12 protein-coding genes are annotated in these 15,378 nt (G+C 56.3%); 2 read left to right on the top strand and 10 right to left on the bottom strand.

What is annotated here, in order from left to right:
- Nucleotides 1-58 precede the first annotated feature (58 nt).
- Nucleotides 59-2,062 carry a polysaccharide biosynthesis protein gene (locus tag AC3WQM_RS14680; RefSeq protein ID WP_492679639.1) on the bottom strand — a complete coding sequence of 668 codons (2,004 nt, stop codon included), beginning with the start codon at nt 2,060-2,062 and terminating at the stop codon, nt 59-61.
- A gap of 448 nt (nt 2,063-2,510) precedes the next feature.
- Here AC3WQM_RS14680 and AC3WQM_RS14675 point away from each other — a divergent pair, with 448 nt between their 5' ends.
- The gene (locus AC3WQM_RS14675) at nt 2,511-2,945 is read left to right on the top strand and encodes a low molecular weight protein-tyrosine-phosphatase (protein ID WP_492679637.1); all 435 of its coding nucleotides are present in this window, start codon (nt 2,511-2,513) and stop codon (nt 2,943-2,945) included.
- Nucleotides 2,942-5,197, top strand: a complete 2,256-nt coding sequence (locus AC3WQM_RS14670) for a polysaccharide biosynthesis tyrosine autokinase (protein WP_492679635.1) — start codon at nt 2,942-2,944, stop codon at nt 5,195-5,197. Before AC3WQM_RS14675 ends, AC3WQM_RS14670 begins: the two co-directional genes overlap by 4 nt.
- Nucleotides 5,198-5,327: 130 nt before the next feature.
- Here AC3WQM_RS14670 and AC3WQM_RS14665 read toward each other — a convergent pair whose 3' ends face one another.
- From AC3WQM_RS14665 to AC3WQM_RS14625, 9 genes are all read right to left on the bottom strand, one after another.
- On the bottom strand, nt 5,328-5,702 hold the full coding sequence (locus AC3WQM_RS14665) for a VanZ family protein (protein WP_492679633.1): 375 nt from the start codon (nt 5,700-5,702) through the stop codon (nt 5,328-5,330).
- Nucleotides 5,699-6,886 carry a DegT/DnrJ/EryC1/StrS family aminotransferase gene (locus AC3WQM_RS14660; protein ID WP_492679806.1) on the bottom strand — a complete coding sequence of 396 codons (1,188 nt, stop codon included), beginning with the start codon at nt 6,884-6,886 and terminating at the stop codon, nt 5,699-5,701. Before AC3WQM_RS14660 ends, AC3WQM_RS14665 begins: the two co-directional genes overlap by 4 nt.
- A 289-nt stretch (nt 6,887-7,175) precedes the next feature.
- A complete protein-coding gene (locus tag AC3WQM_RS14655; RefSeq protein ID WP_492679631.1) occupies nt 7,176-7,790 on the bottom strand; it encodes a sugar transferase in 615 nt (204 codons plus the stop codon).
- Entirely contained in the window at nt 7,787-8,905 is a 1,119-nt protein-coding gene (locus tag AC3WQM_RS14650) for a glycosyltransferase family 4 protein (protein WP_492679629.1), read from the bottom strand. Before AC3WQM_RS14650 ends, AC3WQM_RS14655 begins: the two co-directional genes overlap by 4 nt.
- On the bottom strand, nt 8,902-10,887 hold the full coding sequence (gene asnB, locus AC3WQM_RS14645; RefSeq protein WP_492679627.1) for an asparagine synthase (glutamine-hydrolyzing): 1,986 nt from the start codon (nt 10,885-10,887) through the stop codon (nt 8,902-8,904). The genes AC3WQM_RS14650 and asnB overlap by 4 nt, the downstream gene beginning before the upstream one ends.
- The gene (locus AC3WQM_RS14640) at nt 10,875-11,954 is read right to left on the bottom strand and encodes a glycosyltransferase family 4 protein (RefSeq protein WP_492679625.1); all 1,080 of its coding nucleotides are present in this window, start codon (nt 11,952-11,954) and stop codon (nt 10,875-10,877) included. Before AC3WQM_RS14640 ends, asnB begins: the two co-directional genes overlap by 13 nt.
- On the bottom strand, nt 11,951-12,886 hold the full coding sequence (locus tag AC3WQM_RS14635; protein WP_492679623.1) for a glycosyltransferase family 2 protein: 936 nt from the start codon (nt 12,884-12,886) through the stop codon (nt 11,951-11,953). Before AC3WQM_RS14635 ends, AC3WQM_RS14640 begins: the two co-directional genes overlap by 4 nt.
- A complete protein-coding gene (locus tag AC3WQM_RS14630) occupies nt 12,879-14,189 on the bottom strand; it encodes an O-antigen polymerase (protein WP_492679621.1) in 1,311 nt (436 codons plus the stop codon). The genes AC3WQM_RS14635 and AC3WQM_RS14630 overlap by 8 nt, the downstream gene beginning before the upstream one ends.
- Entirely contained in the window at nt 14,098-15,369 is a 1,272-nt protein-coding gene (locus tag AC3WQM_RS14625; protein ID WP_492679619.1) for an oligosaccharide flippase family protein, read from the bottom strand. Before AC3WQM_RS14625 ends, AC3WQM_RS14630 begins: the two co-directional genes overlap by 92 nt.
- Between the last annotated feature and the right edge of the window lie 9 nt (nt 15,370-15,378).

Here is a 15,378-nt window from a genome sequence, read left to right as displayed (position 1 = left end):
TGGTCTCAGCATTCCCCAGTGAGTCGGGGTGGGAGAAGAATGCAGCAGTTCTATCGAATCAGATTGCCACGGCAATCTGATTCGGCGTGGACGGCTGTTCAGCCTCGCCCACCTGTACAGCGCCGACTGCTGCTGCGTGCGGCAGAGCACGGTCACGCACACGGTGACGCTCCATATGCACCCAATCCACCACCTCCGCATGAGGCCGATAGCCGGGAAGCATCTGCGTCAGCGTCTGCTTCAGCATCGGTACATCGCTGCTTTCGAGCGCCGCATTCAGCGTCTCGAACTGGCGCCAGAGTTCATCCCAAGGCAGACAGGGATCGTGCGCCTTCATGACACGAGGATGCGCTGTGGGCATCGCGCTGTCGCCAATCAGAAGCTCTTCGTAGAGCTTCTCGCCGGGCCGCAACCCGGTCACCTGTAGCTCGATATCGCCATCCGGCGAATGCTCGTCACGGACCGTGCGCCCCGAAAGCTCCACCAGCCGACGAGCGAGGTCGATGATCCTCACCGGCTCGCCCATGTCGAGCACGAAGACATCGCCACCCTGCGCCATCGCGCCCGCCTGAATCACCAGCTGGGCAGCCTCGGGAATGGTCATGAAATAGCGCGTGATGTCCGCATGCGTCAGCGTGATCGGACCACCCGCTTCGATCTGCTTGCGAAACAACGGCACCACCGAGCCACTGGAGCCGAGCACGTTGCCGAAGCGGACCATCGAGAAGCAAGTGTCTGAACTCTGCTGCGCCAGCCCCTGCAACGCCATTTCGGCGACGCGCTTGCTGGCCCCCATGATGTTCGTCGGTCGCACAGCCTTGTCGGTGCTGATCAGGACAAAGTTGGGAACCTTGCACTCCATCGCAATCCGCGCCGTCGTGAGGGTGCCCATCGCGTTGTTGCGCACCCCCTCTGCCGGGTTGTGCTCGACGAGCGGCACATGTTTGTATGCCGCCGCGTGGTAGACCGTGTCAGGGCGCCAGGCGCGCATCACTTCACGCAGCCGCGCCGCATCGCATACCGAGGCGAGCAGTGGGACGACACGTACGTTCGGCGCCAACTGCTCCAGCTCCTGGTGGATGCCATAGAGCGCGTATTCGCTCAGCTCTACGAGCAGTAGCGTGGAAGGCGACAGTTGAACGATCTGCCGGCACAGCTCACTGCCGATAGAGCCACCAGCCCCCGTCACCAGCACCACTTTGCCCTGGATATGCTTGTGCAACAAGTCTGCCACGGGCTCAACTGGATCCCGCCCTAGCAAGTCCTCGATGTCGATTTCAACTAGGTCATTGACCTGGACCTTGCCGTTGGCCAGATCGAGCAATCCCGGGAGCATCCGTACATGCAGATGCAATGGCAACAACTGGTTCAGAATTTCAACGCGGCGTCCACGGCTGGCCGAAGGCATCGCCAACAGCACGTCGGTGATGCCCCAGCTGGCAGCGTTATTGCTGAGCCAATCCGACGACTGAATGCGCAGACCATTGATCGTGTTGCCTTGGAGATGCAAATCATCGTCAACGAAGGCGCGGACGACCATGTCCCGACTCTGGGCCAACGCCGCAGCCAGTTGCAAGCCCGCGCTACCGGCACCGTAGATCACAACCTGAGGCAGTTGCTTACGCTGCAGAGCGCTCATGTAGAGACCACCCAACCAATAGCGCGCAAACATGCGCGAACCGGCGATAGCCAAGAACAAGAGCAACGGCACCAGCAAACCGACCGTGCGAGGTACCCCTCGCACACCGACCACCGCAAAGATCAGCGCATAGCCGAGGCCAAAGAGCACGCACGCGCGCACGATAGCCATCACTGCAGCCGTACCTGCATAGCGAAAGATGGCTCGGTAGAGCCCGAAAACCACAAAGAGGGGAAGCGCAAGGGCGACGGCCACCGCGACAGCCGACCACTGAACGCCGCGTGGAGCCATCCATTGCTCGAAGCGAAAGCTGAATGCCAACCAGACGCACAGGACGCAGAGCATTGCGTCAACCCCTAGAGCCAGCATGCGCTTCAAGGGACGCGGCAAAGCAAGCAAGGGCGCAGCCAGACGATTGATCACACTGAAAACTCCTGCAGCACCTACAGGGTGCCGCGCTGCAACAATTGTCCGTGAAGGGTACCCACCCCTCCCCCCCAATTCAGGGGATTCGCGACATTCAAAATGTCATTTTTTGTATCTTGTGCATCGACATGACTTTGGTCACGAAGCGAGCATCCACGCCGTTGCCCTGCTGCGCCTTGCGACCAAAATCGATGCGGGGTACAGAGAATGCCCACTGCGCGGCAACAGCAGCGGGCAGTAGCCACGAACGCCCTGACTACAATGCCAAGGGCGTGCCCAGCCCTTTGCCCTCTCATCTAGATAGCGCGATCCAGTCGCTCAGCCAAGGGCAATTGGTGAGGGAATTTCGGTGTGACATGTGATTCACGTTGGATATGAACCACCCGGCACGCAAAACGTTGAGTCTGACAACAGAAGCACAAGTCTTCGCAGGGAGCCAAGTCTCATGAAATCCGTTCTGGTGGTATGTATTGGCAACATCTGTCGCAGTCCAATGGGGGAAGCACTGATCGCTGCAGCATTGCCACAGGTTCAAGTCACGTCCGCCGGGACAGGCGCTCTGGTCGGCCACCCCGCAGATCCGATCGCACGCAAGTTGATGGCTGCACACGGCATCGACATCGAGGCGCACCGCGCGCGCCAACTCACAGGACAGATGTGCCAGCAGGCCGATCTCATTCTGGCAATGGATGAAGCGCAACGAATCCACATCGGCCAACGCCATCCACTGACCCGCGGCAAGTTATTCCGACTGGGTGAAGTCGCACGCGTCGACATCCCCGACCCCTACCGCCTGGGCCTCCCAGCGTTCGAACACGCCTTGCAACTCATCGCTGATGGTGCCCACGCTTGGGCCGAACGTATTCGCAAACTCTCATGACCCCTTCTGCTTCCACATCGGCCCCTTTGACGCCCAACACGGTACGCCCTCGCGACGATGACGATGACGCCATCAACTTGTCCGAATACATAGACATCCTGCTCGATAGGAAATGGTTAGTAGCGGGTGTCGCCGCGGCAGCTCTTGCACTAGGGATTGCCTACGCGCTTCTAACCACTCCAATCTACCAATCGAACCTGCTGATTCAGGTCGAGGACTCCGCACCTGACGCCAAGAATTTTCTCGGCGATACGGCCAACCTCTTCGATGTCAAGACGCCGGCTACCGGCGAAATCCAGATCATTCGTTCACGAATGGTTATCGGGGGCGCCGTGGAAGCCATGCGCCTGTACATAGACGCTCGGCCACGCCATGTTCCCGTTATTGGCGAATGGCTCTCTCGGCGTTCCAAGAAATTGTCAGACCCGGGCTTCCTGGGAATAGGCGGGTACGTCTCCGGCACTGAAACCATCGACATCTCCAAGTTCGATATCCCCTCCGCACTCGAAGACCAGCAACCCTTCACGATCATTGCGCGGACCGGTGATCAGTACACGCTCTCACACCCCGACCTCGCTGAACCACTAACCGGCACAGTCGGCAAGGTGCTCAGTCAACAAGTCCCAGGCGGCACTATCACTTTGATGGTGTCGCGCATCAATGCCAAACCTAGCGCTGAATTTCTTGTCTCACGTGCGTCGTCGCTCGCCACAACCGAAGACTTGCAAAAACGTGTGCAACTCAGCGAACAAGGCAAGCAGTCGAATGTGATCAGCGTCGCGCTTGAAGACAGCGACCGCGACCGCCTACGGCGCACGCTCAACGAAATCGGTACACAGTACGTGCGTCAGAACGTCGAACGCAAGGCGGCTGAGGCGGAGAAGACAATCGAATTCCTCGACCGGCAACTGCCCGAATTCAAGACGCAACTCGAAGACTCTGAAGACGCTTACGCACGCTTTCGCAACCAGAACGGCACCGTCGCCTTCGATGAAGAAGCCAAGGCCGTGCTCGAGTTATCAGTACAGCTACAAACCAAGCGGCTTGAATCTCAACAACAGCGCCGTGAACTTCTAGCGCGCTTCACAGAAGCCAACCCGAAGGTCCGCATGATCGATGGCCAGATTGCGGCCATCCAGCATGAGATCAACGGTCTCGAAATTCGCGTGAGTGCCATGCCTGCGATACAACGCGACGCCCTACGGCTGGAGCGCGACGTCCGAGTCAATGGTGAACTTTACAAGTCGCTGCTTAACAGCTCTTTGCAGTTGCGCCTGGTCAAGGAAGGCAAGATCGGCAATGTACGGCTGCTTGACACAGCGGTTGAACCCAAGAAGGCTGTCAAACCTCAAAAGTCCACGATCGTGGCGCTTTCGCTGATATTGGGCCTGCTCGCTGGCATGGCGTTGGCCATCCTTCGCAGCAAGCTATCGAGCGGTATTCGCAACCCCCAGGAAATCGAGGACCGGCTCGGCCTGAATGTCTACTCCGTCGTTCCATTGGCACTCGAGCAAGAAACGATTCTGGAACACATTGCCGGCGGCGCGAAGGGCGTGCAACTGCTGGCCGTCACCTCTCCTGAAAGCCTCGCCATCGAAAGCCTGCGCAACCTGCGGGTGTCTCTGCAGCTGACATTGATGGAGAGTGGCAACAACCGCGTGCTCATCACAGGTGCCACCCCTGGGGTGGGAAAGAGCTTCGTCTCGGGCAACTTCGCCGTCCTCATGGCACAGGCGGGCAAGCGCGTGTTGCTGATCGACGCCGACTTGCGAAAGGGACACCTCCAAAAAGCATTTGGTCTCCCGCGCAAAGGTGGTTTGGCCGACGTCTTGGCAGGTGATATGTCTCCCGAGCAGACCATTCACGGGCAAGTGATCCCCAACCTGGATGTTTTGACGACCGGAAACTATCCGTTCAACCCAGCCAACATGATGCTTTCGTCAAAGCTGGGCGAACTGCTGAACGACTTCTCGGAGCGCTACGACCTGGTTGTGATCGACAGCCCGCCCGTGCTGGTGGCGGCCGACGCCGCAGCGGTCGCAGCACATGCCGGCGCTGTTTTGTTGGTTGCCCGTGACAACCTGACTCAACTCGGCGAATTGAATGAGAGCGTCAAACGCCTCGCGCATGCGGGCCAGCAGGTCAACGGTGTGGTCTTCAACGGCATGGACCTTTCTCGCCGGCACTATGGTAGCTACGGCTACAAGTACGGCGGCTATCGATACACCGAATACAAGTACAAAGAGGCATGAGTGCCCGGCTCACTGAGCCAGTTCGGAGGGGTGAGGGAGCATCGGAGCACCTCCTCCTTGCGTCAGGCCCGGTGAAGCCAGTCTCGCAGTAGCAGTTGCCACGACTGCCACCACCAGGAGCCCTGCCGCCTCAACCCTTTCGCGTTACCGAAAACCGTTGCAACAGCGAAGCAACGGCAGTGCCGATCATCAGGCCAATCCCATCCGCCCATAGGTCGCTCCACTCGGCCGTGCGATCAGGCGTGAGCGACTGCAGCACTTCAATCAGCCCTCCGTAGCCGAGCAGCCCCAAGAGCGATAGCGGGATGCGTCCCGGCCACGCCCCATACGCAAGGAACGCCAGGGCTGCAAAACCTAGCGCGTGATTGCTCTTGTCCCAGCCCGTACTCGGCACCGAAAGAGAGGCGGGCATCAAGCTCAGCACCAACACCGCCAGCAAGGTGATGACCAGCAGCCAGCGCCACAAGATCGCGTGGGCCGCGAGGCGAGCCCACAACACACTCACGCCGATGCCTCTGCCAGCACCTGCGCGATGACCTTGCAGCTCTTCTCCATCTCGATCGAGGTAAGTGTCGGGTGCACGAGAAACATCAGGCTCGTTTCCCCCAATGCGCGAGCAACAGGCAATCGTTCAGCTGGCCGCCAACCCGTGCCATCGAACGCTCGCTCCAGGTAAACCTCGGAGCAAGACCCCTGATAGCAGGGCACGCCATGTGCTTGGATCGCCTCGACGATCCGATCGCGGCTCCATCCTGTCGCCAACTTTTCCGGCTGCACGTAGACGTAGCATTTGTAGTGCGCATGAGCACTACCTGCCGCGTCGTGGCCCACAAAGACGGGCACTCGCACGGCGGCATGGGGACGCGCAACTTCCCACAGGGCCTGCGCATGGCGCGTACGCGTAGAAGTCCAATCTGTCATCCGGCGCAGTTGAATGCGGCCGACGACAGCCTGCAGCTCCAGCATTCGCCAATTGGTGCCAAAACTTTCGTGTACCCAGCGAAAGCCGGGCGGGTGCTCGCGCTCGTAGACGGCTTCATAGCTTTTTCCATGATCCTTGTACTGCCACATGGCGCGCCACAACGCTTCATCGTTGGTCGTCACCATGCCGCCCTCTCCGCCCGTCGTCATGATCTTGTCTTGACAGAACGACCAGGCGCCAGCATGACCAATGGAGCCAACGGACCGCCCCTTGTAGCGGGCGCCATGCGCCTGAGCACAGTCTTCAATCACTTTGAAATCGTGCTTGCCCGCAAGTGCCATGATCGGATCCATGTCACACGGCCAACCGCCCAGGTGCACGCAAATGACTGCTTTGGTTCGGGGTGTGATCACTTGAGCGATGGTCTCGGCGGACAGGTTTCCGCTCTCGACATCGACATCCGCAAACACTGGAACTGCTCCCGCATTCACGACGCATGACACACTGGCAATGAAAGTCCGCGGCGTCACGATCACCTCGTCACCCGGCCCGATATCCATGCCCTTGAGAATCACATCCAAAGCCAGCGTACCATTGGCCAGCGCGACAGCATGCGCAGAGTCTGCCCAAGCAGCGAACTCCTTTTCAAATGCACGGCACTCTTGCCCGGTCCAATAGTTGACCTTGTTGGATAGGAGCACGCGCTGCACGGCATCGGCTTCTTCGCCGGTGAAACTAGGCCAAGGGGAAAAAGAGGTATTGAGCATCATCAGCCTTGTTATTTCTCGTCGCTTTGCGACCTGTGTAGAGCAAGCCGCTTTGCTGGCACCGCATACATGGTCGTGCTCGACGGAGCCGAGCACACAACGGAACCACCCGCACCAATGATCGCATCCGACCCAATCTGATTCAGGGCAATGTCCTTGCTCCGGTCGAGCCAACCTGGACGCAAATCTGCGAGATCAGTATTCGTCAACCGCATTTTCGAATGAAATGCTGCGACATCCAAAATCCGGGCGCACTTCGATTGACTTGACCTTTTCATTAGATCATTTGTCATTTCGTACCTTTAGTCGAATCACAGCCAGACCCAGTGAACGCAGCCATAGTTGCCTCGCCCGCTGCGCTAATGCCCTCCCGCACAACGACCTTCTTGACGGTAAGAAAAAGAATCTTCAAGTCGAGCCACATCGAACGGTTGTTCACGTACCACACGTCAAGCCTGAATTTTTCTTCCCAGCTCAGCGCGTTGCGTCCGTTCACCTGCGCCCAGCCCGTGATGCCGGGCCGCACTTCATGACGTCGAGATTGTTCGGCGGAGTACAACGACAAATAGCTCATCAGCAATGGACGCGGGCCAACTAGACTCATATCGCCTTTGAGCACATTCCAGAGCTCGGGCAGTTCGTCCAAGCTGCTGGCACGCAAGAAGCGACCGAAGGGAGTCAACCGGTCTGCATCGGGCAGCAGTTGACCGTCGGGGCCACGCTCATCCGTCATTGTGCGGAACTTGACCATATTGAACGGCTGCCCCTTCAAGCCCGGTCGCGTCTGGCGAAAGAACGCGGGCTTTCCAAGCTTGCGGCGCACCTGCCATGTCAGGAACAACAGCGGAATGCCCAAGAGTACGAGCGCCAGACTAGCCACGATGAGATCGAACAATCGCTTCATTCGATCCCCATTTCTCGCAGCATCGTGACGTTGACTTTATGTACGTCGTATTTCACTTCTGCCATGTTTCGTGACCGCTGCCCCATGCGCTGTGCCAACCCTTCATCTTCAACAAACTTCAGCATGGCCTGCTCCAATGCATCGACCGACTTGACCGGCACCAGCAACCCGTTTTCGCCATGCACCACTGTCTCGCGGCAACCGGGAGCGTCGGTGGTGATAACCGCGCGCCCCATTGCCATGGCTTCCAGCACAGTTCGAGGCGTGCCCTCTCGATAGCTAGGCAACACATACACACTGCTGCGAGCAATGGCCGGGCGCACATCATGCAGGCGCCCCAAGAAATCCAGCGTCCCGTCAGCCACCCAAGTGTCCAACTCGTGTTGCGCAATGGAGTTAGGGTTGGTGTCGAGCCAACCCACCAAAAGGCAACGCGCACTGGGATGCGCAGTCCGGACTCTGCGAGCGGCCTCCGCATACTCACGCACGCCCTTGTCCCCGAGCAAGCGGGCAATCAAGAGAAAGCATACCGATCCCGTTGGCAGCGGCACCGTATCGAAAGCGGCAACATCCACGCCGGAACCGTTGACCACGTAGCTCCGAGCGTTCGGCTTCAGGAGCTTGCGTTCGCGAAACAGTGCCTCGTCGTCGGGGTTCTGAAAAAACACTGTGTGCACGCATGCCAAGGCAATCGCATACAACCGCTGCACCAACGCCTGCAACCCGCTTCGCCGACCTTCCTCTTGAAACGCGTAGCCCAATCCAGTAATGAGTGCAAAGCGCTTGGGAACGCCGGCCAACCAAGCCGCCAACGAGCCATAGATGACCGGCTTGATCGTATAGCCCAGTACGTATTCGGGCCGCACACGCCGGACGAGCCGCCAAAGACCCCACAGAGTCCGCAAGTCTGCGACCGGGTTGGTACCAGTGCGCCGCATGGCCACCTCATGCACCACCACGCCCTCGGCCTCCAGCCTCAGGCGGACAGGACTCGCCTCAGGCAAGTCGGGGGCTGCAACGTGCACCTGTAGACCGTGCGTTTGCAACGCTGCAATCAATGGCCCGCGAAAATTGATCAGCGATTCGGCCAGACTGGCAACCAGCAAGAACTTCATCGCACGCCGCCCTGCACCGGTGCCTGCTCCGCCAGCCAGGCCTGGAACATCAATACGCACCAGAGCTGGTGTTGCCAGTTGCGCTGCCCACTCAAGTGTTCAGCCCACTTTTTTCGTATGGGGATGGGATTGAAATAGCCCTCGCGCGTCAATCGCGACTCACTCAACAAGTCTTCCGCCCACGCGCGCAGGGGGCCACGCAACCAACTGTCGATGGGCACACCAAAGCCCATCTTGGGACGCTCGATCAATACTTTGGGTACGTGACGAAACAGCACTTGGCGCAATGCCCATTTGGTCGTGTAGCTCTTGTTTTCGCGTCGCAGCTTGTATTCCAGAGGCAGTTGCCACGCAAACTCCATGACGCGGTGGTCGAGGAAAGGCACGCGCGTTTCCAAGCTCACGCCCATGGCGGCACGGTCGACTTTGGTCAAGATGTCATCAGGCAAGTAGGTTTGCAGGTCGAGCGCCATCATGCGTTCCACATCGGTCAAACCTTCCAACTGCGGCTGTAAGCCCGAGAGCAGCGTCGCCGGCTCCCCTCCCTCCCGCACGATCTGCGCAGGGCTCTGCCACTGTGAAACCATTCCCAGATACAGCTCGGTTGCAGAACTTGCCGCCATGACCCCGGCGCCTTTGTGCAACTTGTCGCCCACACCAGCCCAGCGCGCTGCAGCAGGCAAGTGCGATGCAAAGGCGTCGAGGCTTTGAGGAGAGAAGCGTGTCAAGCCCCAAGCCATCGCCTCGCGCAACCGCAGCGGCAGCACTGACAGCTTTTTCCACAAACTCGCCGTCAACTGGTAGCGGTTGTAGCCTCCAAACAGTTCGTCCCCGGCGTCACCGGAGAGCGACACCGTGACATGCTGGCGCGCGAGTTGGCTGACCAGAAAGGTAGGTACCTGAGATGAGTCAGCAAAGGGCTCATCGTAGAGATGAGGCAAGCGCGGGATGATCGCCATGGCCTCGTGCGGCTGAACATAGAGTTCCGTGTGATCAGTACCCAAATGTCGTGCCACCGCCTTGGCATGCACAGCTTCGTTGTAAGCAGCCTCGGGAAACCCGATAGAAAACGTCTTGACCGGCCGCATGGACTGGGCCTGCATCATCGCCACCACGGTGGAAGAATCCACGCCGCCGGACAGAAATGCCCCCAACGGGACATCGGCCATCATTTGCCGACCCACAGCATCCTTAAGCAGACCGTCCAATGCATCGATGGCCTCGGTCGCGGACCCCACAAAGGGCCGCGCCTTTCCCTGTTTCGCTATTTCGGCAGCCGACCAGTAAACCTGTATCTTTGGCTCCGGCACGTCTCGCGAAACCGATAGCCAGGTCCCTGGAAGCAGCTTATGGATGCCGTGGTGAATGGATCGGTCCCCGCCAATGTTGTTGTGCCGCATGTACAGGCACAGAGCGTCGCGACTGATTGGCGCAGCAAACGCGGGGTGGGCTCGCAGCGCCTTCAACTCAGACCCAAACAGGAAGACCGCCGCTTGACCAGCACCTTGCCATCCGTAATACAGCGGCTTCTCCCCCGCACGGTCACGAACCAGCGTCAGCGTGCGATCCCTTCTGTCCCATAGTGCGATGGCAAACATGCCTGCAGCGCGCTCCAAAGTGCCTTGCACACCCCACTCATCAAAACCGGCACAGAGCGTTTCGGTGTCAGAGGTTCCTCGCCACATGGGCGCTTGGTCCTTCTTCTGCAACTCGACACGCAAATCCATATGGTTGTAAATCTCACCATTGAAGGCAATAACGTATCGACCGCTCGCTGACCGCATGGGCTGATGGCCCGCCGGAGATAGATCCACCACAGCCAAGCGGCGATGACCCAACCCGAACTGCGCGTCCGGGTCTGTCCATACACCACCGTCGTCCGGCCCACGATGCCGAATCTGCGCAGCCATGCGCTCTGCCACGTCCGCCTGAGTGGATGCGTCCTGAGCGAGCCCCCCCAAAAAACCCGTCAATCCGCACATCTTCTTTTTTCTCCGGCCTTTAACAAAAGGCTTGCCAACCGAGGTCCCACCTGCTGAACACAGTATTCAGCCTCCACGCGCTGACGCCCCGCATCTCCCATGGATTTACGGAGCTCCGCATCACTGAGCAGTTGCTCGAGCCTCCCTACCCAAGCATCTTCCGTTGGCGCTAAAAACCCGTTGATGCCGTCTCGCACGATTTGGGTGTTCACGCCAATGGGAGAGGCGACGACTGGCAAGCCGCAAGCCATGTATTGAATGAGCTTGTATCCGCACTTGCCGCGCTCCCACGGTGAGTCACTCAAAGGCATGATGCCCACATCGCACTCCACAATCGACCGGACCTCTGACTCCTCAGTCCATCGGATGCACTCGACGTCGACGTCGGCCATCTCCAACGTCCCCCCTATTACGCGCAGCTTGAATGCAAAGCGTGCGGCCAACGCTGCTAACGGTGCTTCAAGTGCGGCCAAATACTTGACCGTGGATGGTGAACCAACCCACACGATACGCCGTACGCCGTCGTGCGCGTGAGGCAACGATTGAGGGGCGTACCGCTCCAGATCAATTACCGTGGGCAACGCCTCCACCCAGGGCGCACCAGCCTCCCGCGCACGCTGCGCCAAATAGTCATTGCCTGCAATGACCAAGCTTGCTCCTGCCATCAGACGATCAATGCGATGCCCTAATAAACGGCGAACCCATACTGAGGGATGCAGGTCGTAGTTGTGGAAAACTGCATCATCGTAGTCGAGCACATACGGCACGCGAGTAAGTAGCGCCTTTTCCCACGAGGCCGGCATCCAGGGTAGCGCCTCTTTTTCAATCCAAACCAAATCAAAATTATTTCGATGAAGCAACTGCGAAATGCGATTGGTATAGGCCCTTAAAACCAATAAGCTGCCATACTTTTTCCTCTCATACTTCCTCATCAGCATTTCATCATCAAAAAGTGGATGAACGGTGCTATCTATTTCGAAATTTTTCAGAATTGAGGAAAATTGCAACGAACGCAAGCGAGAGGAGGCCCCCAGCCGTCCATAGCGGGTTAGCACCAAAATCTTCATTTCCGGGAATATGTAAGAATTTTTAGGATTTCACGCCACAGCATTCCGTAGCCACTCAATGTATTGCGAAAATCATCCAATCCGCCACGCACCAGAGAAAATACTGCACGGGACACTGGCTCAATAAATAAAGTTATTCCAGCAAGCACCCAAGCGGAAAAAAAAGAAAAATGCTTAAACGCATATAGCAAGCGGCTACGCAACGAGTAAAAAAGCCGGCCAGCCTTGATCTGCTCCGAAGTCCCCCCTCCCGCATGAAATGCCTGCGCACCAGTCAGATAAACGCTACGCCAACCAGCAAGCTTGGAACGATAAGAAACATCCAAATCTTCCAGGTAAACAAAGAAGCGCTCATCGAATCCACCAAGAGCTACGAATAGAGAGCGTCGAATGAAAAAAAATGCACCTATTACGTGATCAACCTCTCGATCACAAGCGTGGTTCCATTCCCCCATATGGTGACTCCACGAGCGCAACCACGGAATTTTATTCAAACCAATGGCTTGCGCAAAAAATAAAGCCGCCGTAGGGAATCGCGCACAAGTACGTGACACTCGCCCCTCCGAATCAACCAATTGAATACCCGCAATTCCAACATTTGAGTTCTCTGGATTTTTCATAAAATCCAATGGCACAGATAATGAATCGCGAAACAATTTGGCATCCGGATTTAAAAAAAGAATATATTCTGCGTCGCATAGTTTTGCGCCTTGATTGCACGCCACGCCGAAGCCAAAATTCTCCTTATTTAAAATAAAATCCAAGGGAATTTCACAATCAGCAACACCAACATCCGACAAAGAATTGTCGGCCGAATTATTGTCCACAACAACAATTCGGCCAACCAATCTCTTACTATTCTCAACAATACTTGCCACAGCTTGGCGAAGCTGGGCACCGGAATTCCAGTTCACCAACACAATATCAATCATTTGTCGTTTCCACTTTGATTTTTGATCGAGAATCCAGAAGCACCCAATACCAAAACCCAATCTGGATCCACATGGATAGCAAGGAAAAATATTGATCCTGGAAAAACTGCATCACCAAGGGGTACACGGAGGCTGAATAGTAGTAGATCCACCTACCTCCGCGACTCTTTGCTCTTCGATATAACCACCAATGCCCAATCAAAAAAGCAGGTGGAATAAAAAATCCGGGATAGAAAAAATCGCGAAAATACGCATCGTATACGGTATAGACGTTTGTAGCATCCGGTACAAATTCATAATCTCGTATCAATGCTTTAGGAGGGGCATCAGTCACTCCCAGGATATTCAAGACAGAGAATACTAAGCGAAACGTGTTTTGACCAAAATCCGCGATCGACAGCTTGCTTGTGAGCTGAGAGAGTGCAAGAAAAGGAGCAATGGTGTAGCCCCTCAACCCCATCAAAAAAGAGCTTGCATTATCGCCAGCACCGGCCTCAACCTCGATTCCTTTCGCCGTCATAGCAGCCACAAAAACAAACGAACATACCAAGAGCGCCAAAGAAATCAGCATTCCCTTGATACGCATGACTCCCGTCAAGATCAAGGGGACCGCAAGTACTACCGCGAAAAGTAAAACAAACGTTCTTCCTGTTGAAACATAGACATAAAAAGAACTTATCGAAATCGACAGACAGAGGCGAAAAAGACCTGTTCGCCGCTCGAAATAGGATCCAACCGCTATAGAGGTTGCGACAAAGGACAACACTGAAAAATATGATAGGACGCCAAAACCCTCACCGTCTTCCGACATTGCGGTTCTAAGTTTTATGTATCCAATCACGGTAAAGATATCATCCCCACCAGCTATCGCCACTGCTCTTTGATAGACAAATGGAGCAGCAAGCAGAGGCAATATTTGCGCGATCAAAAGGAGCCGATCTCTAGGCAGAGGAACTCCCTCAAAAATTTGCCGTCGTGAAATCCTTGGCGCTCCGACGTAAACAGCAATCAACAACAAAAACGCAAATGACTTCGCGGAAATCATCAAGAGCAAAAATTCTGGCGCCACCGAAATAAAACTACTCCTCGACAGGAAGTAGCCAAAGATCAAAGCAAACCACAAGCCAAAATATATTTGAAATGGATTTGCAAACCCCATCTTCTTTTGGCTGGCCAACACGAGCCCTGCGAAGACCAAAGACAGAAGACACTCAAGCATTTGATTTCTTTGAATACCAAGCCAGCGCCAATGCGTCAAACACCATCCGCCCCACCCAAGCCCAGGCGGCACCTTCAATTCCATATCGGTGAAGTAGTAAAAACAGCGCAATCAAGAAAAGAGGCAACTCGACAACATGCAATTTTGCCGTTAGATCGGCACGCCCCCGAGCGTGGAGCAAGGCAAAAAACATTGAGCCGATGGCATTTGCAAGGACACCCAAGCAAAGAATTTGCCCCACCACGATTGACTTGGGCTGCAAATCACTTCCAACCCATTGCTGCAATACAAAAGGCAAAATCAAAGCAAGAACACTGCAAACCAACAGCATCATGCCCCCCACTATCAAAAGCCATTTTCGAAAATAACCGACCCAAGCATCAGACTCTTCATGCATCATTTTCGTGAGTGACGGGAAAATCACAGAAGAAATGGCGCCTACCAGAACGAGGCTTTGAACAACAACCTCATAAGGCAAAACATATGCACTAACTGCCGCAGCAGAAAGAATAACTCCAATCAAAAACCTATCGGCCTGCACCAGCACGGGACTGACGACACTGCTAACCGCGATCCAACCACCAAAAGAGAAGAGCGCTCTCGCAACAAGCGCCGAATAACTGGCACGACGCTTCAAGGGCGTCCAATCTTCGAAGCACGAGTAGGCTAATTTGCGAAAAACAAAGAGCGCCAATAATCGGCTGGCGACCAATGTCGCCACCAGCCAAGGGAGTTCGACCGTGAAATGCATCACGAGAAACGGCCCGCCGAAGTTGACGATACCTAGCGCAACGCGAACTAGGCTGATCCCCTTGAAATTCAGAAAAGCCTCATTCAGGCCTCGGTAAGTAGCACTCATGGCCTGCGCAGGCAGCGCAATAGCCAACAAGAACATCGCATTTCTGATTTCAGTGCGCGGCACCGTTGCCACTTCCACCCATGTCGCGCCACCACACAGCGCGGCGACTGCGATCGCGGCACTACCTATCAGTCCTGCTGCCAAAGTAATGCGACGGGCGGTTGCCAGCACCGTCGGAACCGAACTCAAATCGCCCTCCCCTCGCAAGCGAGATACCATCTGAGTCACAGCTCGACCAATGCCTAGGTCGAGCGCTCCTGCGTATCCAATCAGTCCCCAGGCGAGGGCAAGCAGCCCAAACCGTTCATGCCCAAGCGTGCTGATGAGATGCGGCACCGTGACCGCTGCCACCAAGAGCGGCAGTGACAAGCCGGCCAGATTCCAGCCAATGTGAGACAAGCGCATTGAAGTTGG

Source organism: Variovorax sp. FW301-JW7 (genome assembly GCF_058788795.1).
Note: the sequence above shows the minus strand (reverse complement) of the source record. Positions and strands in the feature narration are given on the sequence as shown.